Annotated in this window: 21 protein-coding genes and 1 pseudogene; 15 read left to right on the forward strand and 7 right to left on the reverse strand. The window is 70.9% G+C overall.

Features of this window, described 5'->3' with window-relative positions:
* Positions 1-24 precede the first annotated feature (24 nt).
* Positions 25-1,500 carry a sodium:solute symporter gene (locus ABZV77_RS32570; protein ID WP_356264725.1) on the reverse strand — a complete coding sequence of 492 codons (1,476 nt, stop codon included), beginning with the start codon at positions 1,498-1,500 and terminating at the stop codon, positions 25-27.
* A gap of 177 nt (positions 1,501-1,677) precedes the next feature.
* Here ABZV77_RS32570 and ABZV77_RS32575 point away from each other — a divergent pair, with 177 nt between their 5' ends.
* Both ABZV77_RS32575 and ABZV77_RS32580 read left to right on the forward strand, forming a co-directional pair.
* Positions 1,678-3,147: a PucR family transcriptional regulator ligand-binding domain-containing protein gene (locus tag ABZV77_RS32575; protein ID WP_356264728.1), complete on the forward strand. Its 1,470-nt coding sequence runs from the start codon at positions 1,678-1,680 to the stop codon at positions 3,145-3,147.
* A gap of 222 nt (positions 3,148-3,369) precedes the next feature.
* Positions 3,370-4,167: a phosphatase gene (locus ABZV77_RS32580; RefSeq protein WP_356264731.1), complete on the forward strand. Its 798-nt coding sequence runs from the start codon at positions 3,370-3,372 to the stop codon at positions 4,165-4,167.
* Here ABZV77_RS32580 and ABZV77_RS32585 read toward each other — a convergent pair.
* The 4 genes from ABZV77_RS32585 to ABZV77_RS32600 form a co-directional block, all read right to left on the reverse strand.
* Complete coding sequence (locus tag ABZV77_RS32585) at positions 4,128-5,099, reverse strand: cation diffusion facilitator family transporter (RefSeq protein WP_356264734.1); 972 nt, start codon at positions 5,097-5,099, stop codon at positions 4,128-4,130. The genes ABZV77_RS32580 and ABZV77_RS32585 overlap by 40 nt on opposite strands.
* A 20-nt stretch (positions 5,100-5,119) precedes the next feature.
* Positions 5,120-5,980, reverse strand: coding sequence for an acyl-CoA thioesterase II (locus tag ABZV77_RS32590; RefSeq protein ID WP_356264737.1), 861 nt, complete (start codon positions 5,978-5,980; stop codon positions 5,120-5,122).
* Positions 5,981-6,016: 36 nt separating this feature from the next.
* Entirely contained in the window at positions 6,017-7,174 is a 1,158-nt protein-coding gene (locus ABZV77_RS32595) for an acyl-CoA dehydrogenase family protein (protein ID WP_356264740.1), read from the reverse strand.
* Positions 7,175-7,278: 104 nt separating this feature from the next.
* On the reverse strand, positions 7,279-7,869 hold the full coding sequence (locus tag ABZV77_RS32600) for a TetR/AcrR family transcriptional regulator (protein WP_150218537.1): 591 nt from the start codon (positions 7,867-7,869) through the stop codon (positions 7,279-7,281).
* 86 nt (positions 7,870-7,955) lie between these two features.
* On the opposite strand from ABZV77_RS32600, the gene ABZV77_RS32605 reads away from it, so the two are divergent.
* The 7 genes and pseudogenes from ABZV77_RS32605 to ABZV77_RS32635 form a co-directional block, all read left to right on the forward strand.
* On the forward strand, positions 7,956-9,572 hold the full coding sequence (locus ABZV77_RS32605) for a carboxyl transferase domain-containing protein (protein ID WP_356264743.1): 1,617 nt from the start codon (positions 7,956-7,958) through the stop codon (positions 9,570-9,572).
* A 13-nt stretch (positions 9,573-9,585) separates the two neighbouring features.
* Positions 9,586-11,523 carry an acetyl/propionyl/methylcrotonyl-CoA carboxylase subunit alpha gene (locus tag ABZV77_RS32610; protein ID WP_356264746.1) on the forward strand — a complete coding sequence of 646 codons (1,938 nt, stop codon included), beginning with the start codon at positions 9,586-9,588 and terminating at the stop codon, positions 11,521-11,523.
* A complete protein-coding gene (locus ABZV77_RS32615) occupies positions 11,520-12,518 on the forward strand; it encodes a hydroxymethylglutaryl-CoA lyase (RefSeq protein WP_356264749.1) in 999 nt (332 codons plus the stop codon). The genes ABZV77_RS32610 and ABZV77_RS32615 overlap by 4 nt, the downstream gene beginning before the upstream one ends.
* Before the next feature lie 6 nt (positions 12,519-12,524).
* Entirely contained in the window at positions 12,525-13,679 is a 1,155-nt protein-coding gene (locus ABZV77_RS32620) for an acyl-CoA dehydrogenase family protein (protein ID WP_356264752.1), read from the forward strand.
* Between the two features lie 131 nt (positions 13,680-13,810).
* The gene (locus ABZV77_RS32625) at positions 13,811-14,851 is read left to right on the forward strand and encodes an ABC transporter substrate-binding protein (protein ID WP_356264755.1); all 1,041 of its coding nucleotides are present in this window, start codon (positions 13,811-13,813) and stop codon (positions 14,849-14,851) included.
* A gap of 125 nt (positions 14,852-14,976) precedes the next feature.
* Complete coding sequence (locus ABZV77_RS32630) at positions 14,977-16,341, forward strand: aspartate aminotransferase family protein (RefSeq protein ID WP_356264758.1); 1,365 nt, start codon at positions 14,977-14,979, stop codon at positions 16,339-16,341.
* A pseudogene (locus ABZV77_RS32635) lies at positions 16,325-16,543 on the forward strand (GNAT family N-acetyltransferase); the annotation flags it as partial. The gene ABZV77_RS32630 and the pseudogene ABZV77_RS32635, both read left to right, overlap by 17 nt.
* 90 nt (positions 16,544-16,633) lie before the next feature.
* On the opposite strand, the gene ABZV77_RS32640 reads toward ABZV77_RS32635, so the two are convergent.
* Positions 16,634-18,250 (reverse strand): beta-N-acetylhexosaminidase, encoded by a 1,617-nt coding sequence (locus ABZV77_RS32640; protein WP_356264761.1) that lies wholly within the window; start codon positions 18,248-18,250, stop codon positions 16,634-16,636.
* Positions 18,251-18,376: 126 nt separating this feature from the next.
* Between ABZV77_RS32640 and ABZV77_RS32645 the strand changes: the two genes are divergently transcribed.
* From ABZV77_RS32645 to glmS, 3 genes are all read left to right on the forward strand, one after another.
* Positions 18,377-19,264, forward strand: coding sequence for a DUF4429 domain-containing protein (locus ABZV77_RS32645; RefSeq protein ID WP_356264764.1), 888 nt, complete (start codon positions 18,377-18,379; stop codon positions 19,262-19,264).
* A 110-nt stretch (positions 19,265-19,374) separates the two neighbouring features.
* The gene (locus ABZV77_RS32650) at positions 19,375-19,632 is read left to right on the forward strand and encodes a hypothetical protein (RefSeq protein ID WP_356264767.1); all 258 of its coding nucleotides are present in this window, start codon (positions 19,375-19,377) and stop codon (positions 19,630-19,632) included.
* A 10-nt stretch (positions 19,633-19,642) separates the two neighbouring features.
* On the forward strand, positions 19,643-21,460 hold the full coding sequence (glmS, locus tag ABZV77_RS32655) for a glutamine--fructose-6-phosphate transaminase (isomerizing) (protein WP_356264770.1): 1,818 nt from the start codon (positions 19,643-19,645) through the stop codon (positions 21,458-21,460).
* A 277-nt stretch (positions 21,461-21,737) separates the two neighbouring features.
* On the opposite strand, the gene ABZV77_RS32660 is transcribed toward glmS, so the two are convergent.
* Complete coding sequence (locus tag ABZV77_RS32660) at positions 21,738-22,262, reverse strand: universal stress protein (RefSeq protein WP_055565530.1); 525 nt, start codon at positions 22,260-22,262, stop codon at positions 21,738-21,740.
* 466 nt (positions 22,263-22,728) lie between these two features.
* Here ABZV77_RS32660 and ABZV77_RS32665 point away from each other — a divergent pair, with 466 nt between their 5' ends.
* The 3 genes from ABZV77_RS32665 (at position 22,729) to orn (ending at position 25,318) form a co-directional block, all read left to right on the forward strand.
* Positions 22,729-23,052, forward strand: a complete 324-nt coding sequence (locus tag ABZV77_RS32665; RefSeq protein WP_356265187.1) for a hypothetical protein — start codon at positions 22,729-22,731, stop codon at positions 23,050-23,052.
* Between the two features lie 423 nt (positions 23,053-23,475).
* Positions 23,476-24,705 (forward strand): helix-turn-helix domain-containing protein, encoded by a 1,230-nt coding sequence (locus ABZV77_RS32670; RefSeq protein WP_356264773.1) that lies wholly within the window; start codon positions 23,476-23,478, stop codon positions 24,703-24,705.
* 10 nt (positions 24,706-24,715) lie between these two features.
* On the forward strand, positions 24,716-25,318 hold the full coding sequence (gene orn, locus ABZV77_RS32675; protein WP_356264776.1) for an oligoribonuclease: 603 nt from the start codon (positions 24,716-24,718) through the stop codon (positions 25,316-25,318).
* The last annotated feature ends 54 nt before the right edge of the window (positions 25,319-25,372 follow it).

Raw genomic sequence — 25,372 nt, forward strand, 5'->3', positions numbered from 1 at the left:
GCGCTTTGTGGGCGCTTTCTGACTTTACTGAGGTGCGGGGGCCGGTTCCGCCACGGGCTCGGCCTCGGCGCCGCGTCCCGCGAGCCGCTCGCGCCAGGCCGCGAGGACCTGTGCGTCGGTCGGCTTCGTGGCGAGGGAGACGACGACGTACACGGCGAGGGAGGTCAACAGGCCGTAGTAGATGGGCTCGTTCGCGAGGATTCCGTACCCCCACATGAGCCCGACGACGGAGAGTCCACCGGCGGCGATGGCCGCGAGCGCGCCCTCGGCGGTACCGCGCTTCCACAGCAGCCCGCCGAGGATCGGCACGAGCAGACCGGCGACGAGCAGGTTGTAGGCGACGGTCAGCGCCTGGACCACGTCGTTGAGGGCGATGGCGATGCAGACGACGCCGATGCCCATGATCAGGATGAAGAGGCGGTTGCCCTTCACCTCGTCGTGCGGCTCGTCGCCCGCTCCTTCGGCCTTCACGACGCCCCGCAGCCGCGACCAGATGTCGTTGTTGGCGACGGTCGCGCAGGCGATGAGCGCGCCGGAGGACGTCGACATCACGGCGGCGAGCGCCGCGGCGAGGACCAGGCCGCGCACGCCCATGGGCAGTTCGTCCTTGACCATGGTCGCGAAGGCCGCGTCGGCGCTCGGCAGCTTCGGGTACATGACCTTGGCCGCGGTGCCGATGACGGCGCCCGCGATCGCGTAGACGAGACAGTACGTACCGGCGACGGTGCCGCCGTAGCGGGCGACCTTGTCGCTGCGGGCGGTGAACACGCGCTGCCAGATGTCCTGGCCGATGAGCATGCCGAACGTATAGATCAGCACGTACGTGAAGATCGTCTCGCCGCCGATGCCCAGCGGGTCGAAGTACTCGGTGGGCAGCTTGGCCTTCATCTCGCCGAAGCCACCGGCCTTGACGACGGCGATGGGCAGCAGGAGCAGCAGCACGCCGACCGTCTTCACCACGAACTGCACCATGTCGGTGAGCGTGATGGACCACATGCCGCCGAGCGTCGAGTACGCGACGACGATCGAGCCGCCGAGGATGATCGCGAGCGTGCGGTTCATGTCGAAGATGACGTCGAAGATCGTGGCGTACGCGATGGTCGAGGTGACCGCGAGCATCAGCGTGTACGCCCACATGACCACTCCGGAGATGACGCCCGCGCGCCCTCCGTAGCGCAGGTCGAGCATCTCGGAGACGGTGTAGACCTTCAGGCGCGCGATGCGGGCGGAGAAGAACACGCTCAGCGCGAGCAGGCCGAGGCCGATGGTGAAGACCATCCAGGCGCCGGAGAGCCCGTACTGGTAGCCGAGGCCGACGCCGCCGATGGTGGAGGCGCCGCCGAGGACGATGGCGGCCATGGTCCCGGAGTACATCCAGGGCCCGAGGCGGCGTCCCGCGACCAGGAACTCACTCTTGGACTTGGCGCGGCGCATGCCCCACCAGCCCATGGCCAGCATCCCTGCGAGATAGACGACGATCACTGTGTAGTCGACGGCCATGGGGGGCCTCCTTCGCGCACCTCGGTGGCGTGTCGTGCAGATGGGGGTGAGGACCGGCCGCGGGGACATCCGCCCGTACCCGCGGCCTGCGGTCGGCACGACCTTAGGTGGCCGGAAAGCAACGCTGAAGTGTACGTTTCCTCCACTTGCCGCGACCTGTACGGATGGAACGTCCATATGGCCGACCCCACGGCTCCGCCCACCCCGCCCGTCCCGCTCGCCGCGCTGCTCGCCCGCGAGGACCTGGGCCTGCGGCAGATCGCCGGGCCGGACGCGCGGGCCGCGGAGACGGCCGTGCAGTGGGTGCACACGTCGGAGATGGCGGACCCGTACCCGTACCTGCTCGGCGGCGAGCTGCTGCTCACCGCGGGCGTGCACATCACCGACCCGACGGGCGCGGGCGGCGGCCTCGACGCCTACGTGGCCCGCATCGTCGCGGCGGGCGGCGCGGCCCTCGGCTTCGGCGTCGCCCCCGTGCACGACACGGTGCCGGACGCCCTGGCGGCGGCCTGCGACCACTACGGCCTGCCGCTCGTCGAGGTCCCGCCGCGCACCACGTTCAGCGGGGTCGCCCGCGCGGTGTGGCGGCTGATGGCCGAGGCCAGACACACCGAGCTGCGCCGAGTGACGGAGGCGCAGCAGGGCCTCGCCACGGCGGCGGCACGGCCCGACCCGATCCCCGCCGTCCTGCGCCAGCTCGCGGCGCGGCTCGGCGGCCGCACCGTCCTGTACGGGCCCGACGGCGCCGAGCTCCAGACGGCGGGCCAGGCGCCGCACGCGGCCCGGGACGCCCTGCGGGAGCTGACCGGCGTCGTACGGCGCCCCGCGCCCGCCGCCCCGGCGTCCGCGGCCGACACGGCGGGCGCCACCCATCTGGCCGCCTATGCGCTGGGTGGCGGCCGCGGTTTCGCGCTCGGGGTCGCGACGGACCGCCGCGAGCCGGGCGACCACACCATCGCGGGGGCCGCCGTCGTGCTGCTCTCGCTGCTCACCGGCGAACACCAGGGGACCTCCGAGGCGGCCCGCTCGGCGGCTCTCGTACGACTCCTTGTCGGCGCTCCCGCGGAGGAGATCGGCCCCCTCCTGGGGAGCGATCTCTGGACCGTGGTGCACGCGCGCGGGGAGCACACTCCGCTGGCCGCGTCGGCGCTCGGCGCGGCGCTCGGCAGCGGCCTGGTCGACCCGGGCGACGGCGACGGCGGCGACATGGTGCGCCTCCTCGTCCCCGCCGACCGCGAGATCGCTCCCGCCGACGGCTGGACCCTGGGCGTCGCGGCCCCCGCGGCCCCCGGCGACCTGACGGCGGCCGACACGCAGGCGGCCCGCGCCCTGCGCCGCGCGGAGGCCACCCGGACCCCCCTGGTGCGCCAGCACGCCAACGGCGTCGCCGACCTGGTCGACCCCGAGGAGGCCGACGCCCACGCGCGCGTGCTGCTCGCCCCGCTCGCCGAGAACGAGGCCCTGACGGACACCCTGCGCACCTGGCTCTCCCTGCACGGCAGTTGGGACCGCACGGCGGTGGCCCTGGGAGTCCACCGCAACACGGTCCGCCAACGCATCACGCGCTGCGAGTCCCTCCTGGCCACAGACCTGAACGACCCGGACACCCGCATGGAGCTGTGGTTCGCACTGACCCGGGCCCCGTAAGGGACGCGGGTTAAGGGGGGCGCAGGTTAAGGGGCGCAGGTTGAGGGGGCGCAGGTTAAGGGGCGCGGGGAACGGCGCGACAAGCCACATCGAACCCGCACCCGAACCCCAAGGACCCGCCCCCAAGGGGCGCGAGGAACGGCGCGACAAGCCACGACACACCCGCACCGCAGCCGCAGGCTGAGCAAACCCGCCCCCTGCGCAGAGCACTCGTCCCGCACAATGGGTCACATGCCCATACCCACCCGTGCCGCGCTAGTCGACCACCTCGTCCGCACCCGCATCGCGGGCGACGTCGCCACACCCCGCGACAACAACCTCAGCCACTACAGGAAGCTCGCGAACGGCGACCGCCACTACTGGCTCGGCCTGGAGCTCGGCGACCGCTGGACCGACGAGCAGGACGTCCTCGCGGTGATGGCCGAGCGCTGCGGCGTGGTCGACGACCCGCAGCACCGGCACGGCCAGGACACGATCGACCCGGAGCTGACGGTCGACGCCCTGGAGCGGATGGCGGCCCGGCTGCGCAAGGCGGCCGCGGGCAAGGAGCGGGTCCTCTTCGCCACCGGCCACCCCGGAGGGCTGCTCGACGTGCACCGCGCGACGGCCGCCGCCCTGCGCGCCGCGGGCTGCGAGATCGTCGTGATCCCCGAGGGCCTGATGGCCGACGAGGGCATGGTCTTCCAGTTCGCGGACGTGGCGATGCTGGAGCGCGGCGCCACGCTGTGGCACACGCACTCCCCCGAGCCGATGAACGCGATCCTGGACGGCCTGGAGCGCGAGGGCCGCCCGCTGCCCGACCTCGTGGTCGCCGACCACGGCTGGGCGGGGCGCGCGGGCCAGCGCGGCCTGGATTCCATCGGGTACGCGGACTGCAACGACCCGGCGCTGTTCATCGGCGAGGCCGAGGGCACCGTGCAGGTGACCGTGCCGCTCGACGACCACGTCACGAGCCCGCGGCACTACGACCCGATGACGGCCTACCTGCTGGACGCGGCGGGGCTGACGCCCTCCTCCTGAGCCGGGCCGGGCGTCGGGTCCAGATAGACCCGCCGGACCGCGGGGAAGCGCTCCTGGATGCGGTGCGCCATCCGGTCGCAGGCCCGCTCGATGTCCCCGGCGCTCGACACGTCCCGGAAGTCGACCTTCGCGGCGACGAGGGCCTCCTTGGGGCCCTGGAGGAGCGTGGTCAGCTCCAGTACGTCCACGACGTGCGGGTCGGCGAGCAGTTCGGCCCGCACCGCGGCCCGCATCTCCGGCGGCAGCGGACGCCCGATGAGCAGCTCGGAGTTGGCGTGCCCGAGGACCCAGGCGACGTACACGAGCAGCACGCCGATGCAGAGCGAGGCGATGCCGTCCCACACGCCGGACCCGGTGAGCTGGCCGCCGAGGAGTCCGGCCGCGGCGAGCAGGAGGCCCACCAGCGCCGCGGAGTCCTCCATCACGACGGCCTTGACCGCGGTGTCGGGGGTGTGGCGCAGATAGCGCTTGATGTGCACCCCGAAGCGGTCGGCCTCGCCGCGTGCCTGCTTGAGGCCGGTGCGCAGCGAGTAGCCCTCCAGGAGGAAGGCGATGCCGAGCACGACGTACGAGATGAGCGGGTCGCCGGGGTCCTCGCCGTGGGTGAGCGTGTGGATGCCGTCGTAGACGGCGAAGACGCCACCTCCTACGAAGGTGGCGACGGAGGCGAGCAGCGCCCAGATGTAGCGGGCGCCTCCGTAGCCGAGCGGGTGCTCCTCGTCGGCGGGCTTGTCGCTGGCCTTCAGGGAGACGAGCAGCATCAGCTCGGTGACGGTGTCGGCCACGGAGTGCGCCGCTTCGGAGAGCATGGCGCTGGAGCCGCTGATGACGCCCGCGACGGCCTTGGCCAGCGCGATCCCGAGGTTGGCGACGGCGGCGACGATGACGGTGGACGTGCTCTCGCCGCCCGCCTCTGACGGTTGGTCGCTCATGTATCGGACGGTATGTCCGATCAGCGGGGGACGCGAACGACACCCTCCTGGATGACGGTGACCGCGAGCCGCCCGTCCTGCGTCCAGATCCGTGCCTGGCCGAGGCCGCGCCCGCCGGAGGACGACGGCGACTCCTGGTCGTAGAGCAGCCATTCGTCCGCGCGGAAGGGCCGGTGGAACCACATCGCGTGGTCGAGCGAGGCGCCGACCACGTCGCCGACCGCCCAGCCGCCCCTGCCGTGTGCGAGCAGCACCGAGTCGAGGAGCGTCATGTCGGAGACGTACGTGGCCAGGCAGACGTGCAGCAAGGAGTCGTCGGCGAGCTTGCCGTTGGCGCGGAACCACACCTGGGAGCGCGGCTCGCGCGGCTGTCCGACGGTGCCCCAGGGCGGCATGTCCACGTAGCGCAGGTCGACGGCGGCGCGGGCCTCCACGAGCCGCTCGGCGACGTGCGCGGGCAGATGGCGCGGCAGCATCTCGGCGGCGGTGGGCAGCGTCTCCGGGTCGGGCGCGTCCGGCATGGCGGCCTGGTGCTCCAGGCCCTCCTCGTACGTCTGGAAGGACGCGGAGAGGTGGAAGATCGGCTGCCCGTGCTGGACGGCGACGACGCGGCGCGTGGTGAAGGAGCGGCCGTCGCGGATCCGGTCGACCGTGTACACGATGGGCGCGCCGGGGTCTCCGGGGCGCAGGAAGTACGCGTGCAGGGAGTGGGCGGGCCGCTCGTCGGGGGCGGTGCGTCCCGCGGCCACCAGGGCCTGCGCGGCGACCTGGCCGCCGAAGACGCGGGGCACGATGGACGAGCGGCTCACGCCCCGGAAGATGTCCTCCTCGATCTGCTCGAGGTCGAGCAGATCGAGGAGGCCCTCAAGTGCCTGGTTCATGAACGCTGTTCTACAGGGCTGTCTTCGCGGACCGGACTACAGACCCATGTTCTTGGCGATGATCATCTTCATGACCTCGCTGGTGCCGCCGTAGATGCGGTTGACGCGGTTGTCCGCGTACAGGCGGGCGATCGGGTACTCGTTCATGAAGCCGTAGCCGCCGTGCAGTTGCAGGCACTTGTCGATGACGCGGTGCGCGACCTCGGTGTTGAACAGCTTCGCGGACGCGGCCTCGGCGGCGGTCAGCTCGCCCGCGTCCAGGGCCTCCAGGGCGCGGTCGGCGACGGCCTCCGCGGCGTCCACCTCGGCCTGGCAGGCGGCCAGCTCGAACTTGGTGTTCTGGAAGGAGGCGACCGTCTTGCCGAAGACCGTGCGGTCCTGGACGTACTCCTTGGCGAACCGGACGGCGGCCTTGGCCTGCGCATACGCTCCGTAGGCAATGCCCCAGCGCTCGGAGGGCAGGTTGCTGCCGAGGTAGTAGAAGCCCTTGTTCTCCTCGCCGAGGAGGTCCTCGACGGGGACCTTGACGTCGACGAACGCGAGCTCGGCGGTGTCGGAGGTCCGCAGGCCGAGCTTGTCGAGCTTGCGGCCGATGGAGTAGCCCTCGGACTTGGTGTCGACGGCGAAGAGCGAGATGCCGTACCTGCGGTCCTCCGCGGTGGGCGCGGAGGTCCGGGCGCAGACGATCACGCGGTCGGCGTGGACGCCGCCGGTGATGAAGGTCTTGGAGCCGTTGAGGACGTAGTGCGTGCCGTCCTCGGAGAGCTTGGCCGTGCTCTTCATGCCCGCGAGGTCGGAGCCGGTGCCCGGCTCGGTCATCGCGAGGGCCCACATCTCCTCGGCGGAGACGAACTTCTCCAGGTAGCGCTTCTTCTGCTCGTCGGTGGCGAGCGCCTTGATGTAGGGCAGGGCGAGCAGCACGTGCACGCCGGAGCCGCCGAAGGTGACGCCCGCGCGGGCGGTCTCCTCGTACTGGATGGCCTCGAACTTGTGCGTGTCCAGGCCCGCGCCGCCGAACTCCTCGGGGACGTTGATCCCGAAGAGGCCCAGCTCGGCGAGCTTGTAGTAGAACTCGCGCGGCACCTGGCCCGCGGCGAACCACTCGTCGTGGACGGGCACGACCTCGGCCTCGATGAAGGCGCGCAGGGTCTCCCGGAACGCCTCGTGGTCCTCATCGAAAACGGTACGGCGCACGGAGAACTCCCTCTGCCTTCAGCTGTCTGCATCTGTCTGCATCGACTAAGCGCTTGCTCAGAGGAAGGTTACCCGGCAGTCACCAGAGCGTCCAGAGATGCGTGTCACTCGGCGGCGGCCTCGAAGGCGCCCCGGGCCAGGCGGTGCAGGAGTTCCGCCATGGCCGCCCGGCTGGGCAGTGCGTCGCGGCGGCTCAGGTGCGGGGTGGAGTTCAGCAGGCCGAAGACCGCGTGCACGGCCACGCGCGCCGCGTTCTCGGCGAGGTCCGGGTAGACCTTGCGGACGATGTCCACCCAGATCTCCACGTACTGCCGCTGGAGCTGGCGGACCAGCTTGCGGTCGCTGTCCCGCAGGCGGTCGAGCTCGCGGTCGTGCAGGGTGATCAGGGAGCGGTCGTCGAGCGCGAAGTCGATGTGCCCCTGGATGAGCGCGTCGAGGACCCGTTCGGGTGATCCGCCCACATCGGCCACACAGTGCTTGCCGCCCGTCAGGAGCTGCCCGCTGATGCCGACGAGCAGCTCGGCGAGCATCGCGTCCTTGCCCGCGAAGTGCCGGTAGAGACCGGGCCCGCTGATGCCGACGGCGGCTCCTATCTCGTCGACTCCGACTCCGTGGAAGCCTCGCTCGGCGAAGAGCCGGGCGGCCTCCTTGAGGATCTGCTCGCGCCGGGTGGGGGCGTCGGTTCTCGTGGCCATGGAATTGATTCTAGACAGGCCGGTTAGCGATCGTTAACCTAAAGGAAACCGTTAACGGTCATTAACCGAGCAAGGGGGCTCGACTGATGCGGCAGGCACCAGTGCTGGCGAGCGCGGCTGACCCCGCGTCCGAGGCATGGCGGGCGAACGAGGCGGCGCACACCGCCCTCGTCGACGAGCTGCGGGCCAAGCTCGCGGCGGCCGCCCTCGGCGGCGGCGAGCGGGCGCGGGCCCGGCATGTGGCGCGCGGCAAGCTGCTGCCCCGCGACCGGGTGGACACGCTCCTCGACCCGGGCTCGCCCTTCCTGGAGCTGGCCCCCCTCGCGGCCGACGGGTTGTACGGCGGGGATGCCCCCGCGGCAGGCGTCGTCGCCGGGATCGGCCGCGTCTCGGGCCGCGAGTGCGTGATCGTCGCCAATGACGCCACCGTCAAGGGCGGCACGTACTACCCCATGACGGTGAAGAAGCACCTGCGCGCCCAGGAGGTGGCCCTGGAGAACCGCCTCCCGTGTCTCTACCTGGTCGACTCGGGCGGCGCCTTCCTGCCGATGCAGGACGACGTCTTCCCCGACCGCGAGCACTTCGGGCGGATCTTCTACAACCAGGCGCGCATGTCGGCCGCGGGCATCCCGCAGATCGCCGCCGTCCTCGGCTCCTGCACGGCCGGCGGGGCGTATGTCCCCGCGATGAGCGACGAGGCGGTGATCGTGCGCGAGCAGGGCACGATCTTCCTCGGCGGCCCGCCCCTGGTGAAGGCCGCCACCGGCGAGGTCGTCACGGCCGAGGAGCTGGGCGGCGGCGAGGTCCATTCGCGCACCTCCGGCGTCACCGACCACCTCGCCGAGGACGACGCCCACGCCCTGCGCATCGTGCGCACGATCGTCTCGACCCTCCCCGAGCGCGCCCCGCTGCCCTGGCCTGTGCAGCCCGCCGAGGAGCCCAAGGTCGACCCCCTGGGGTTGTACGGCGCGGTGCCCACCGACTCCCGCACGCCCTACGACGTGCGGGAAGTCATCGCGCGCGTGGTCGACGGCTCCCGCTTCGCCGAGTTCAAGTCGGAGTACGGGACGACCCTGGTGACCGGCTTCGCCCACATCCACGGCCACCCCGTCGGGATCATCGCGAACAACGGCATCCTGTTCTCCGAATCCGCCCAGAAGGGCGCCCACTTCATCGAGCTCTGCGACCAGCGCGGCATCCCCCTGGTCTTCCTGCAGAACATCTCCGGCTTCATGGTCGGGCGGGACTATGAGGCGGGCGGCATCGCCAAGCACGGCGCGAAGATGGTCACGGCCGTCGCCTCCACCCGCGTGCCGAAGCTGACGGTCGTCGTCGGCGGTTCGTACGGCGCGGGCAACTACTCGATGTGCGGCCGGGCCTACAGCCCCCGCTTCCTGTGGATGTGGCCGAACGCCAAGATCTCCGTGATGGGCGGCGAGCAGGCCGCCTCCGTCCTCGCCACGGTCAAGCGCGACCAATTGGAGGCCCGCGGCGAGCAGTGGAGCGCCGAGGACGAGGAGACCTTCAAGGACCCGATCCGCGCGCAGTACGAAGCCCAGGGGAACGCGTACTACGCCACGGCCCGCCTCTGGGACGACGGCGTGATCGACCCCATGGAGACCCGGCAGGTGCTGGGTCTGGCTCTGACCGCGTGCGCGGGCGCCCCGTTGGGCGAGCCCGGCTTCGGCGTCTTCCGGATGTGAGGAACGAATGACGATGTTCGACACGGTTCTGGTCGCCAACCGGGGCGAGATCGCGGTCCGCGTGATCCGTACGCTGCGGGAGATGGGCGTCCGCTCGGTCGCCGTCTTCAGCGACGCCGACGCGGACGCCCGGCATGTGCGCGAGGCCGACACCGCGGTCCGGATCGGCCCCGCACCGGCCGCCGAGAGCTATCTGTCCGTGGAGCGCATCCTGGCGGCCGCGGCGAAGTCCGGCGCCCAGGCGGTCCACCCGGGGTACGGCTTCCTGGCGGAGAACGCGGAGTTCGCGCAGGCCTGCGCCGACGCGGGCCTCACCTTCATCGGCCCGCCCGCCTCGGCCATCTCCCTCATGGGCGACAAGATCCGCGCCAAGGCGACCGTGCAGGCGGCCGGTGTGCCGGTCGTCCCCGGCTCCTCGGGCAGCGGCCTGACCGACGCCCAACTGGCGGCCGCGGCACGCGAGATCGGCACCCCGGTGCTGCTCAAGCCGAGCGCGGGCGGCGGCGGCAAGGGCATGCGCCTGGTGCGCGACGAGGCGCTCCTCGCCGACGAGATCGCGGCGGCCCGCCGGGAGGCCCGCGCCTCCTTCGGCGACGACACGCTGCTCGTGGAGCGGTGGGTCGACCGCCCCCGGCACATCGAGATCCAGGTCCTCGCGGACGGCCACGGGAACGTGGTGCACCTCGGCGAGCGCGAGTGCTCCCTGCAGCGCCGCCACCAGAAGATCATCGAGGAGGCGCCCAGCGTCCTGCTCGACGAGGCCACGCGCGCGGCGATGGGCGAGGCCGCGGTCCAGGCGGCCCGCTCGTGCGGGTACGCGGGCGCGGGCACGGTGGAGTTCATCGTGCCGGGCGTCGACCCGTCCTCGTACTACTTCATGGAGATGAACACCCGCCTCCAGGTGGAGCACCCCGTCACGGAGCTCATCACCGGCCTCGACCTGGTGGAGTGGCAGCTGCGCGTGGCGGCGGGCGAGCCGCTGCCGTTCGCCCAGGACGACATCACCCTCACCGGGCACGCGGTGGAGGCCCGCATCTGCGCGGAGGACCCTTCGCGCGGGTTCCTGCCGTCCGGCGGCACGGTCCTTTCGCTGCACGAGCCGCAGGGCAACGGCGTGCGCACCGACTCCGGCCTGAGCGAAGGCACGGAGGTCGGCAGCCTCTACGACCCGATGCTGTCGAAGGTCATCGCGTACGGCCCGGACCGCGCGACGGCCCTGCGCAAGCTGCGCGCCGCCCTCGCGGACACGGTCACCCTCGGCGTGCCGACGAACGCGGGCTTCCTGCGCAGGCTCCTGGCCCACCCGGCGGTCGTCGCGGGCGAGCTGGACACGGGCCTGGTGGAGCGCGAGGCGGACGGGCTGGTCCCGGACGGCGTGCCCGACGAGGTGTACGAGGCGGCGGCCGCGGTCCGCGAGGACGCCCTCAGGCCCACCGGCGACGGCTGGACCGACCCCTTCTCCGTGCCCAGCGGCTGGCGGCTCGGCGGCACCCCGATGCCCGTGACGCACTGGCTCAAGGCCGCGGGACTCGAACCCGTCACTCACCGCCTCCGCAGCGCCGGACACACCGTCGCCCCCGACCGCGTGCGCGTCACCGTCGACGGCACCCTGCACGCCTTCCGCCGCGCGGGCGACTGGCTGGGCCGGGACGGCGACGCGTGGCACGTCCAGGACCACGACCCCGTCGCGGCCTCCCTCACCGGCGCCGCGCACGCCGGAGCCGACGCGCTCACCGCCCCCATGCCCGGCACCGTCACCGTCGTGAAGGTCTCCCCCGGCGACACGGTGACCGCGGGCCAGAGCCTCCTGGTCGTCGAGGCGATGAAGATGGAGCACGTCATCTCCGCCCCGCACGCAGGCACCGTCACGGAGCTCGACGTCACCCCGGGCACGACCGTCGCCATGGACCAGGTCCTCGCCGTCGTCACCCCCGAGGAGGAGCAGGAATGACCAGCACCGACCCCCTTGAGCTGGCGTCCGCACCGCTCCCCATGGTCGTGCCGACCCGCGGCCTGCCGTCCCACGTCCGCATCCACGAAGTGGGCGCCCGCGACGGCCTGCAGAACGAGAAGACGGTCGTCCCCACGGAGATCAAGGCGGAGTTCATCCACCGCCTCGCCGACGCGGGCCTCACCACCGTCGAGGCGACCAGCTTCGTGCACCCCAAGTGGGTGCCCCAACTGGCCGACGCCGAGCGGCTCTTCCCGCTCCTCGGCGACCTCCAGGGCGTCCACCTGCCGGTCCTGGTGCCGAACGAGCGCGGCCTGGACCGCGCCCTCGCGCTCGGCGCCCACCGCGTCACGGTCTTCGCCAGCGCCACCGAGTCGTTCGCCAGGGCCAACCTCAACCGCACGGTGGACGAGGCCCTCGCGATGTTCGCGCCGGTGGTCGCCCGCGCGCGGGAGCAGGGCGTGCACGTCCGCGGCTATCTGTCGATGTGCTTCGGCGACCCCTGGGAGGGCGCCGTGCCCATCTCCAAGGTCGTCCGCGTCTGCCGCGCCCTGATCGACATGGGCTGCGACGAGCTGAGCCTCGGCGACACGATCGGCGTGGCCACGCCGGGCCACGTCTCGGCGATGCTCGCCGCGCTCAACGCGGTACAGGTGCCGACCGAGCGCATCGGCGTCCACTTCCACGACACGTACGGCCAGGCGCTCACCAACACCCTCGCCGCCCTGCAGCACGGCGTGACGACGGTGGACGCGTCCGCGGGCGGCCTCGGCGGCTGTCCGTACGCGAAGAGCGCCACCGGGAACCTCGCCACCGAAGACCTCGTGTGGATGCTGCACGGCCTCGGCATCGACACCGGGGTCGACCTCGTCCGTCTCAGCGCCACCAGCGCCTGGATGGCCGACCAGTTGGGCCGACCCAGCCCGTCCCGCACCGTCCGTGCCCTCACGGCCCGCTCCCACGAAGAGCCGACCGCAGCCCCACAGGAGCAGTGAACAACGATGGACCACCGTCTGAGCCCCGAGCACGAGGAACTGCGCCGCACGGTAGAGGCGTTCGCGCACGACGTCGTCGCCCCCAAGATCGGCGACTTCTACGAGCGCCACGAGTTCCCCTACGAGATCGTCCGCGAGATGGGCCGCATGGGCCTGTTCGGCCTGCCCTTCCCGGAGGAGCACGGCGGGATGGGCGGTGACTACTTCGCGCTCGGCATCGCCCTCGAAGAGCTCGCGCGCGTCGACTCGTCCGTGGCGATCACCCTGGAGGCGGGTGTCTCCCTCGGCGCGATGCCGCTGCACCTCTTCGGTACGGAGGAGCAGAAGCGCGAGTGGCTGCCGCGGCTGTGCGCGGGCGAGATGCTCGGCGCGTTCGGCCTGACCGAGCCGGACGGCGGCTCGGACGCGGGCGGCACGCGCACGACGGCGGTGCGCGACGGCGACGAGTGGGTGATCAACGGCTCCAAGTGCTTCATCACCAACTCCGGCACGGACATCACCGGCCTGGTCACCGTCACCGCCGTCACCGGCCGCAAGGACGACGGGCGCCCGCTGATCTCCTCGATCATCGTGCCGTCAGGGACGCCCGGGTTCACGGTCGCCGCGCCCTACTCGAAGGTGGGGTGGAACGCCTCGGACACCCGCGAGCTGTCCTTCTCGGACGTCCGCGTCCCGGTGGCGAACCTGCTGGGCGAGGAGGGCCGCGGGTACGCGCAGTTCCTGCGCATCCTCGACGAGGGCCGGATCGCGATCTCCGCGCTCGCCACCGGCCTTGCCCAGGGGTGCGTGGACGAGTCCGTGAAGTACGCGCGGGAGCGGCACGCCTTCGGCAGGCCGATCGGCGCGAACCAGGCCATCCAGTTCAAGATCGCCGACATGGAGACACGGGCGCACATGGCCCGCGTGGGGTGGTACGACGCGGCGTCCCGGCTGGTCGCGGGAGAGCCCTTCAAGAAGCAGGCGGCCATCGCCAAGCTCTACTCCTCGACGGTCGCGGTGGACAACGCCCGCGAGGCCACGCAGATCCACGGCGGGTACGGCTTCATGAACGAGTACCCCGTGGCCCGCATGTGGCGGGACTCGAAGATCCTGGAGATCGGCGAGGGGACGAGCGAGGTGCAGCGCATGCTGATCGCCAGGGAGCTGGGCTTCGCGAGCTGAGCGGGGGGCCCGTCTTCGTGAGACGACCGTGACGCGAGGGGCCGCCGGGCTTCGAGGTAGCTTAGGTTAGCCTAAGCTACTCATTCCGGCCAGCGGCCCCGCCGCCGTACGTCACGAAAGCAGAGACCCACATGCGCCAGGTCCGCCTCCCCCAGCCGTCCCGCCGAGGCGTCCTCGCCGCCGGCGGCGCCCTCGGCCTCACCGCCTTCCTGGCGGCCTGCGGCAGCGAGAAGAAGGACGGGTCCGGCACGACCGGGGACGGCGGCAAGACCGGCCCCTGGAGCTTCAAGGACGACCGCGGCGAGACCGCGAAGCGCGACGCGACGCCGAAGAACATCGTGGCGTTCACGGGCGTCGCCGCAGCCCTGTTCGACTACGGCATCGAGGTCAAGGGCGTCTTCGGCCCGACGAAGACCAAGGACGGCAAGCCCGACGTCCAGGCCGGCGACATGGACATCAGCAAGCTGACGGTCATCGGCAACGAATGGGGCCAGTTCAACATCGAGAAGTACGCGGGCCTCGCCCCGGACGTGCTGCTCTCCACGATGTTCGACGACAAGGGCACGCTCTGGTACGTCCCCGAGGAGAGCAAGGACAAGATCCTCAAGCTCGCCCCGAGCGTCGGCATCAGCGTCTACGACCGCCAGCTCACGCACCCGCTGCAGCGCATCCAGGAGCTCGCCGAGTCGCTCGGCGCGGACGTGAAGGCCGACAAGGTCGTCAAGGCGAAGAAGCGCTTCGAGGACGCGTCCGCGCGGCTGCGCAAGGTCGCCAAGGCGCACAAGGACATCAAGGTCCTCATCGGCTCCGCGAGCCAGGACCTGTTCTACGTCTCCGGTTCGAACCTCTCCGTCGACCTTGAGTACTTCAAGGCGCTCGGCGTGAACATCATCGAGCCGCCGGAGAGCGCGAAGAAGGAGTCCGGCGGCTGGTTCGAGAACCTGAGCTGGGAGAACGTCGACAAGTACGACGCGGACCTCATCATGATGGACAACCGCTCCTCGGCGATCCAGCCCGCCGACATCGCCAAGCCGACCTGGAAGAAGCTGGCCGCGGTCAAGGCCGGACAGGTCATCCCGCGTATCGCGGAGCCGATCTTCTCGTACGACAAGTGCGCGCCGATCCTGGAGGACCTGGCCGACGCGATCGAGAAGGCCAAGAAGCTGAAGTAACCCCCGAGCACCGGCCGCCCCCTCCACTCCCGGAGGGGGCGGTTTCGTTTTCCGGGCCGGACCCCAAGGGGAGTTGAGATTAGGTTAGGCTTACCTAAGTCAACCCCTCACCCGGAGGACAGTTCATGCGCTCGCACCTGCTCAACGGCACCACCGCGGAGCGGTACCGCAGCTCCGTGACCGAAGGAGTCGAGCGGGTGGCCGCCCGACTCGCCACCACCTCCCGCCCGTTCACCGCCGCGTCCGCCGACGGCCTCGCACCCCGCATCGACGCCGTCGACCTGGACGAGCCCCTGCACGACACCCGCGCGGCCCTCGCCGAACTCGACGAGCTGTACCTGCGTGACGCGGTGCGCGCCCACCACCCCCGCCACCTCGCCCACCTGTACGCCCCGGCCGTCATCCCCGCCGTCCTCGGCGAAGCGGTGCTCTCCGCCGCCAACTCCGCCCTCGGCACCTGGGACCAGCCTGCGGGCGCCCCGCTCATCGAGCGTCGCGTCATCGACTGGACCGCCGAGCGCATCGGCCTCGGACCGGCCGCCGACGGAGCGTTCACCGACGACGGCGCCCAAGCCGAGCTGCAGGCACTGCTGCTCGCCCGCGAGGAGGCCGGGGACCGGGACCCCGCCGCCCTGCGGATCTTCGTCTCCGAGGCCGCCCACCTCGGCGTCCGGCGCACCGCCCGGCTGCTCGGCCTCGGCGACGACGCCGTCGTGACCGTCCCCACCGACCGCAGCAAACGCCTGCAGACCGTGGCCCTCGCCCGCGCGCTCGAGCGCTGCGCACGCGACGACCTCTCCCCCATGGCGGTCGTCGCCACCGCGGGCAGCGCCGACTTCGGCTCCATCGACCCGCTGCCGGAGATCGCCCGGCTCTGTGCCCAGTACGGCACCTGGCTGCACGTGGACGCCGCGTACGGCTGCGGGCTGCTCGCCTCGCGCGGGAACCGGCACCTCCTCGACGGCATCGAGCGCGCCGACTCCGTGAGCGTGGACTTCCACAAGGCCTTCTTCCAACCGGTGGGTTCCGCCGCCGTCCTGGTGCGCGACCGGGCGCTGCCCGACCTGCGGACGGGCCGCCGCTTCGACGCCCTCAAGCTGTGGATGACGCTGCGCGTGATGGGCGCGAACGGCATCGGCGACCTCTTCGACGAGGTCTGCGACCTGGCCACCCGTGGCTGGAAACTGCTCGTCGCCGACCCGCGCTTCGACGTGGTGACCGAACCGCAGCTCTCCACGCTCGTCTTCCGCTACATCCCCGCGAAGATCTGCGCGCCCGCCGCGATCGACCGCGCCAACCTGTATGCCCGCAAGGCACTCTTCGCCTCCGGCGACGCCGTCGTGGCGGGCACCAGGGCAGGGGGCCGCCAGTACCTCAGGTTCACCCTGCTCGACCCGGGGACGACCACCGACGACATCGAAGCCGTCCTCGACCTGATCGCCGGCCACGCCGAGCAGTATTTGGGAGAGCACCTTGACCGCGCTTGCTGACGTCCGCCCGCTCGACCCCCTGACCGACTCCGAGCTGGTGCACCGCTGGGTGACGCACCCCCTGGCGGAGCACTGGATGATGCGGGACGCCACCCTGACGGACGTCGAGCGCGCCTACATGGCGATCGCGGCCTCCGGCCACCGCGGCGCCTACCTGGGCCTGTGCGAGGGCGTGCCGTCGTTCCTCGTGGAGTGGTACGACCTGCGGCAGCTGTCCGCCCCATGACCGAGCGGGGTCCCCGAGACGGTCCTCGGGGACCCCGCTCCTGACCGGACCGGGCCTGGACTGCGGCTACTTGCCGGGCCAGGGCACCTGCGGCGACTCGTAGTAGCCGATGCCCAGCGCGTCCCAGCGCGGGGCCTGCGCGGCGAGCCGCACCTTGTACTTGTCCCAGTCGTGCGTGGCGGCGGGCGACCAGCCGAGCTCGGCGATGCCGGGCAGCCGCGGGAACGCCATGTAGTCCAGGTGCGCGGAGGTCGAGAGCGTCTCCGTCCACAGCGGCGCCTCGACACCGATGACCGAGTCCGCGGGCGCGCCCTGGAGGTAGGTGGCCGGGTCCCAGTCGTAGGAGCGCTGCACCTCGACGTAGCCCGCCCAGGAGAGGCCGAGCGGGGTGTCCTTGGTGTACTTGTGGTCGATGTAGGCGCGGTCGGCCGGTGAGAGCAGGAGCTTCGTGCCGTTCTTCGCGGCGTTCACGACCTGCTCGCGCTCGGCGGCGCCGGTCCTGTCGTAGCCCCAGTACTGGGCGACGGCGCCCTTGGCGGGCTCGGCACCGGTCAGCTGGTGCCAGCCCATCACCGTCTTGCCGTACTTGGCGACGATCGGCTGCACCTTGTCCATGAACGCGACGAAGTCCTCGTGGCTGGTGGAGTGCGCCTCGTCGCCGCCGATGTGGAGGTACTTGCCGGGCGTCATCGCGGCGATCTCACGGATCACGTCATCCACGAAGTCGTACGTCACGTCCTTCTTCGCACACAGCGTGCTGAAGCCGACCTCGGTGCCGGTGTAGAGCGGCGGGGCGACGCCGTTGCAGTTCAGGTCGGCGTACGAGGCGAGCGCGGCGTTGGTGTGCCCCGGCATGTCTATCTCGGGGACGACCTCCAGGTAGCGCGAGGCGGCGTAGTCGACGATCTCCTTGTACTGCGCCTTCGTGTAGTAGCCACCCTTGCCGCCGCCGACCTGCGTGGACCCGCCGTACGTCGCGAGCCGCGGCCAGGAGTCGATGGCGATGCGCCAGCCCTGGTCGTCGCTGAGGTGCAGGTGCAGCTTGTTCATCTTGTAGAGGGCGGCCTGGTCGATGTAGCGCTTGACCTGGTCGACGGTGAAGAAGTGGCGTGCGACGTCGAGCATCGTGGAGCGGTAGCCGTAGCGCGGCATGTCCTTGACGGTGCCGCCCGCGATCCGCCAGGGGCCGCGCTGCCTGGTCTGCTTCTCCACGGCGGCGGGCAGTTGCTGCCGCACGGTCTGCACGCCGTGGAAGAGACCGGCGCCGCTCCAGGAGGTGATGGTGAGGGAGCCCCGCGCGGAGATGACGCGGTACCCCTCGTCGCCGAGCTCCTTGTTCGCCGGTTCGGCGCTGATGCGCAGCCGGATGCCGTCGGATCCCTTGTCGCTGGTGACGGGGAGCTTGTAGCCGGTGGAGGGGCGCAGCACCTTGGCGAGGTACTCGGCCACGCGGCGCTCCTCCGCGTTGCCCTTGCCGACGCGGATGCGGGTCTTGGCGGTGATCTCGTATCCGTCCCCGGCCGCCTCGGCCGCGAGGGGCGCGGGGACGACCTGGCCGAGTGGAGTGACCGCGGGGGCCCTCGCCTCTCCCGAGGCGGGTGCTGCGGCGAAGGAGGAGATTCCGGCGGCCGCCACGAGCAGGAGCGAGCCGAGTATGCGTGTCGTTCTTCTGTGCGATCTCACAAGCGGGTCCCTTCGGGCGCATATGTGGTGCATCGCAATCGAACGGTCCCCATTGGTAACCCGGCCCCCACAAGGGGTCAAGGGGTGTAGACCATTTATCCAAGTGCTCGGTGCGAGAATCCTGGCATGGCGGAAATCATCCAGCGCGACGGGACCTGGACCTTCGACGGAGAGACGTTGCGCCTCGTGCCGGGCCACGACAAGAACGTGTCCCTGCTGCGCAAGACACTGGGCGAACTGGCGGTCCCCCTGGCCGCGTTGGCGGGCATCTCCTTCGAACAGGGGAAGAAGTCGGGGCGGTTGAGGCTGCGGCTGCGGGACGGCTCCGACCCGCTGCTCCAGTCGACGGGCGGGAAGCTGACGGACTCCTCCGACCCGTACCAGCTGACGGTCGAGCCGGACCGGTACGGCGTCGCGGAGTATCTGGTCGACGAGGTGCGCAACGCCCATCTGATCGAACAGGTGCCTGCCGCGCCCTGCGACGCCTACCTCCTCACGGGTCCTTCCGTGCCGCTTTCCGTCTCCGCGGGGGACGGCACGGCGAGCTTCGACGGGGAGAGCATCCGCCTGGAGTGGAACTGGAAGACGGAGGAGGCCAAGACGGCGGCCGGTCCGCGGTCGCTGGCGCTCGCGGACGTCGCCGCGGTGGAGTGGCAGCCCGCGGTCGGCCTGGAGAACGGCCATCTGCGGTTCACGGTGAAGAACGCGCCGACCAAGGCCCCGCCGAAGTACGACCCGAACTCGGTCGAGCTGTGGGGCTTCAAGAAGGACCCGCTGATGGCGCTGGTGGCGGCCGCGGTCCAGGCCCGTCTGCCACACCCCTCGGGCCCCGCCCCGAAGGCGCTCACGGGCTCCTCCCCCGACGGGGCGGCGGCCGGGGCGCCGCGGCCCGCGGCCGATGACCACGACGCGCTCCTGCGCCGCCTGCGCGAACTGGGCGAGCTGCACCAGGCCGGGATCCTCACGGACGAGGAGTTCGCGACGGCCAAGCAGGCGGTCCTGCGCCGCATGTGAGCACCGCAGGTGAGCGCCCTTTGCGCCACTCGCTGGCCCGTTCGACACGCTCCTGCCCGATTCCGGGCAGGATTCTTGCGAAAGGGTGTCCGATACCCCAGGATCAACGGATGCACGACGACCTGGTGGATCACCTCACCCGCAGCACCCCGCTCCAGCGGGGCGAAGCGCTGCGGGTCATCCAGGACGTGCTCGCCTACTTCGACGAGACGACCGAACAATTCGTCCGTCGCCGCCACCGCGAACTGCAGGGTCAGGGCCTGCTGAACGCGGCGATCTTCGAGCAGATCTCGGCGGATCTCGAATACCGCGCGGTCGCACCTCCGGAGCTCACCCTCAGGCAGCTGCGCCGCATCGTCTACGGCTAGGACACCCTTTATGTGCGGAATCGTCGGGTACATCGGCAAGCGTGACGTCGCCCCGCTCCTCCTCGAAGGCCTGCAGCGCCTGGAGTACCGCGGCTACGACTCCGCGGGCATCGCCGTCACCAGCCCCAAGGCCGCCGGCCTGAAGATGGTCAAGGCCAAGGGCCGCGTCCGCGACCTGGAGGCCAAGGTTCCCGCCCGCTTCAAGGGCACGACCGGCATCGCCCACACCCGCTGGGCCACCCACGGCGCGCCCTCCGACGAGAACGCCCACCCGCACCTCTCCGAGGACAGCAAGGTCGCCGTCGTCCACAACGGCATCATCGACAACGCCTCCGAGCTGCGCGCCAAGCTCACCGCCGACGGCGTCGAGTTCCTCTCCGAGACCGACACCGAGGTCCTCACCCACCTCATCGCCCGCTCCCAGGCGGACAAGCTGGAGGAGAAGGTCCGCGAGGCGCTGCGCCACATCGAGGGCACGTACGGCATCGCCGTGCTGCACGCCGACTTCAACGACCGCATCGTCGTCGCCCGCAACGGCTCGCCCGTGGTCCTCGGCATCGGCGAGAAGGAGATGTTCGTCGCCTCGGACGTCGCCGCCCTCGTCTCCCACACCCGCCAGGTCGTCACCCTCGACGACGGCGAGATGGCCACCATCAAGGCCGACGACTACCGCACCTACACCACCGAGGGCTCGCGCACGACCGCCTCGCCGACCACCGTGGAGTGGGAGGCCGAGTCGTACGACATGGGCGGCCACGACACGTACATGCACAAGGAGATCTTCGAGCAGCCCGACGCGGTCGACCGCGTGCTCCGCGGCCGCATCGACGACCGCTTCTCCACCGTGCACCTCGGCGGCCTCAACCTCGACGCGCACGACGCCCGCAAGGTGCGCCGCGTCAAGATCCTCGGCTGCGGCACCTCGTACCACGCGGGCATGATCGGCGCCCAGATGATCGAGGAGCTGGCCCGCATCCCCGCCGACGCGGAGCCCGCGAGCGAGTTCCGTTACCGCAACGCGGTCGTGGACCCCGACACCCTCTACATCGCGGTGTCCCAGTCCGGCGAGACGTACGACGTGCTGGCCGCCGTCCAGGAGCTCAAGCGCAAGGGCGCCCGCGTCCTCGGCGTCGTGAACGTGGTCGGCTCGGCGATCGCCCGCGAGGCGGACGCGGGCGTGTACGTCCACGCGGGCCCCGAGGTCTGCGTCGTCTCCACGAAGTGCTTCACCAACACCACGGTCGCCTTCGGCCTGCTCGCCCTGCACCTCGGCCGCATCCGCGACCTGTCGGTCTCCGACGGCAAGCGGATCATCGAGGGCCTGCGCAAGCTGCCCGGCCAGATCTCGGAGATCCTCAAGCAGGAGGACGAGATCAAGAAGATCGCCAAGCAGTACGCGGACGCCCGTTCGATGCTCTTCATCGGACGCGTACGCGGCTACCCCGTCGCCCGCGAGGCCTCCCTCAAGCTCAAGGAGGTCTCGTACATCCACGCCGAGGCCTACCCCGCCTCCGAGCTCAAGCACGGCCCGCTCGCCCTCATCGAGCCCGCCCTGCCGACGGTCGCCATCGTCCCCGACGACGATCTCCTGGAGAAGAACCGCGCCGCCCTGGAGGAGATCAAGGCCCGCAGCGGCAAGATCCTCGCCGTCGCGCACCAGGAGCAGGAGAAGGCCGACCAGACCATCCTCGTCCCGAAGAACGAGAACGAGCTGGACCCGATCCTGATGGGCATCCCGCTCCAGCTGCTCGCCTACCACACGGCGCTGGCCCTCGGCCGGGACATCGACAAGCCGCGCAACCTCGCGAAGTCCGTGACGGTGGAGTAGTCACGCCCGCAGGACCCAAGTGAACGACCCCCTGTGCGTGCCACCAGCACACAGGGGGTCGTTCCTCAAGGGCCGGGGTCGCCCATTACCCCGGCCCGCGCCCGCCTCGTCCGGTGGCCGTCACCCGCCGGCCCGAGACGCCGCCGTTGTGACCCTTATGTACCCTTCACAAGGGCACGAACCACCTCTACGCGCGAGTAGATTTATCTGTCCACAAAACCGCCTCACAAGGCGAGTTGAGACGCACGCCCCCCAACTCGGCGGGGGCGTGCGGTCGTTAAGGGATGACGACGACGGGGCGCTGCGCCCGGCGCGCGAGCCGGCCCGCAACCGAGCCGAAGATGCGCCCCACGATGCCGTGCGTGGAGCCGACGACGATCGCGTCCGCGCTGTACTCGCGGCCGACCTCCTCCAGCTCGTGGCAGATGTCGCCGCCGCGCTCGACGAGGATCCACGGCACCTCGGAGAGATACTCCGCGCAGGCCAGCTCCAGGCCGAGCACTTCCGTCCGGTGGTCGGGCACGTCGACGAAGACCGGGGGCTCGCACCCCGCCCACACCGTGGTGGGCAGCCGGTTGGCGACGTGGACGATGATCAGGCCCGATCCGGAGCGGTGGGCCATCCCGATCGCATAGGCGAGTGCCCGCTCACTGGAGGTCGAGCCGTCGAAGCCGACGACGACACCGTGCCGGAAGGCGGGATCGCAGGAGTGACGCGGTTCTTCCGCCGCGCGGGGGGTCGCCGTCGGATCGGCGACCTGCCGCTTGCGGTCCGCAGGTTCGGAGAATTCGTGACCGGCCATCGGTGTCTCGGCGAAGGAGTCCTCTGTGGGAGGGTCGGCTTTTTCAGGTGGTGCAAAAGTTCAGGACCTGGAAGGTCGTCCGGGAATCATCTTCCCAACCCCATACCCCCAAGGGTACGGCGACACTCCTCCTCTGCCCAGAGCGTGCGAAGAGCCCCGCTCGGAGCCCGCACCGGGGCCTGCACAGGGCCTCCCGGCGTTCACCGGAGCATGCATGAGCCGCGCCCGTATGGCAATGGTTGCTGCCTCCTACAGGCGGTTTGCCCACCCGTCCGGCGCCACCCGGAGGCCTTCCCAGTGACCCGCCGACGCACCTTGCGTTGGACAGCGCTGGACCTCCGTACACCATCGCCACAGGGAGCACGCCGTGCCTGGACCTTCGACCGCGTCCCCACCTTCCACCCGCTTCCCTTCTTCACCCGAGTCTTCACCAGAGCAAGGAGCGCACGAGCGGCGGCCCGCCGTGGTGCCCGCGCCGCGCACCCACGAGCCGCCGGACGCGCCCCCGCAGGACGCCGCGAGCGACGTGGTCCGCTGGGCCGCGTTCAGCTGCGTGCTGGTCCCCGTCGTCCTTGTCGGGTACGGCGGCTCACTCGCCGGTGCCACCGGCGCGGCGCTCGGACTCGTGGCCGTCACGGGGGTGTGCCGGCTGCTCCTGCGGCAGTCCGAGCGCGGCGCCGCGCGACTGCTTGCAGAACAGAACAACGGGCACCGCGGACGGCACGGCAGAACGGGTGTGGGGGCGCACAGGGGCACTCGTCAGAGTGCCGATAGTGCACCGTTGGACTGACCAATTCACACACACGCTCCCGTATGTTTTCAGCCAACTTCCGGGGGCCGCCGAATTCTTGGCCGAACGCCCCCTCAACCCCCGTCCGACCAGGGCTGAAAGACGCGCTCAGGCCGCCTGCACCCTACGGGGACCGGCCACGGAGCGAAGGCGCACTTCCCAGCAAGCCGCCCGAGTGCAACGCTTCGTGATCGAATGCTTCACGCCAAGTTGCCATGTCGACAATCTGCCGAGTGATGAACTGGTCACCCCGGCAGCACGGGACGCAGTAGATTCGATCTTGACTGTATTACGGCGGGGGACTGGTGGAGGACCGAGGGGAAACGTGCAGGAGCGACAAGCCAGGCAAGCGCGTCAAGCACGTCAAGCACGCCGAGCACGGCAAGAACCAGGAGCCGCGAAGCCCGAGGGGGGTTTAGCACCATGAGCCACGACTCCATTGCCGCGCCGGAGGCCGCGGCTCGGAAACTCTCGGGGCGTCGCCGCCGGGAGATCGTAGCGGTGCTGCTTTTCAGCGGCGGTCCCATCTTCGAGAGCTCCATACCGCTCTCCGTGTTCGGCATCGACCGGCAGGACGCGGGGGTCCCCCGCTACCGGCTGCTGGTGTGTGCCGGTGAGGAGGGCCCGCTGCGGACCACCGGCGGACTGGAACTCACCGCGCCACACGGCCTCGAGGCGATCGGCCGGGCCGGCACGGTCGTCGTGCCCGCCTGGCGGTCGATCACATCGCCGCCACCACCGGAGGCGCTCGACGCACTGCGTCGCGCGCACGAGGAGGGCGCCCGCATCGTCGGGCTGTGCACGGGGGCGTTCGTGCTCGCCGCGGCCGGGCTGCTCGACGGCCGTCCGGCGACCACCCACTGGATGTACGCGCCGACGCTCGCGAAGCGCTATCCATCCGTCCACGTGGATCCGCGCGAGCTCTTCGTCGACGACGGGGACGTCCTGACGAGCGCGGGCACTGCGGCCGGAATTGATCTCTGTCTGCACATCGTGCGCACGGACCACGGCAACGAAGCGGCGGGCGCACTCGCCCGCAGGCTCGTGGTGCCACCGCGCCGGGCCGGCGGCCAGGAGCGCTATCTCGACAGGTCTTTACCGGAGGAGATCGGCGCCGACCCGCTCGCCGAGGTCGTCGCCTGGGCGCTGGAGCACCTCCACGAGCAGTTCGACGTGGAGACGCTGGCCGCGCGCGCCTATATGAGCAGGCGCACCTTCGACCGCAGGTTCCGTTCGCTCACGGGCAGCGCGCCGCTGCAGTGGCTGATCACCCAGCGGGTGCTCCAGGCACAGCGGCTGCTCGAGACCTCCGACTACTCCGTCGACGAGGTCGCGGGCCGCTGCGGCTTCCGGTCGCCCGTGGCGCTGCGGGGGCACTTCCGACGTCAGCTGGGTTCGTCCCCCGCTGCCTACCGGGCCGCCTACCGCGCCCGCAGGCCGCAGGGCGAGCGGGCACTGGAGTCCGTGCCGGCGACGGCGCAGGCGGTGCCCACCCTGGTGGAGGCCGGTCCTGTGCCGTCCCAGACCAGGCGTACGGCAGCCGCGAGTGCGCTCGGCCCTTCGACCTCGCTGCCGACCGAGCCAGGCAAGCCGAACTCGGACGCGTACGCGCCAGGGCGTGCACCTCTGCCCGGGCAGAGGAGTGCGCCGTAGGGTAAGACGCATGAACGATCGCATGGTGTGGATCGACTGCGAGATGACCGGGCTCTCGTTGACGGACGACGCACTTATCGAGGTGGCCGCACTGGTCACCGACTCGGAACTGAACGTGCTCGGCGAAGGTGTGGACATCGTGATCCGCCCGCCGGACGCGGCGCTGGAGACCATGCCCGAGGTGGTGCGCACCATGCACACCGCCTCGGGGCTCCTCGACGAACTGGCCGGCGGCACGACGCTGGCCGACGCCGAGGAGCAGGTCCTGGCGTATGTACGTGAGCACGTCAAGGAGCCGCGGAAGGCTCCCCTGTGCGGAAACTCCGTCGGCACCGACCGCGGCTTCCTGCTGCGGGACATGCAGACGCTGGAGGAGTACCTCCACTACCGCATCGTCGACGTCTCCTCGATCAAGGAGCTGGCCCGGCGCTGGTATCCGAGGGCGTACTTCAACAGTCCGGACAAGAACGGAAACCACCGCGCGCTCGCCGACATCCGCGAGTCCATCGCGGAGCTGCGCTACTACCGCGAGGCGATCTTCGTCCCGCAGCCGGGACCCGACTCGGAGACCGCGCGGACGATCGCGGCCAAGCACGTCCTGCCTGCGGAATAGCCCCGGCAGGAGCCCTGTGTACGGGGTCCGGGAAACGTGTGCGCGAGCACCCCT

The organism is Streptomyces sp. NPDC004732 (assembly GCF_040609235.1).
Classification (GTDB): domain Bacteria; phylum Actinomycetota; class Actinomycetes; order Streptomycetales; family Streptomycetaceae; genus Streptomyces.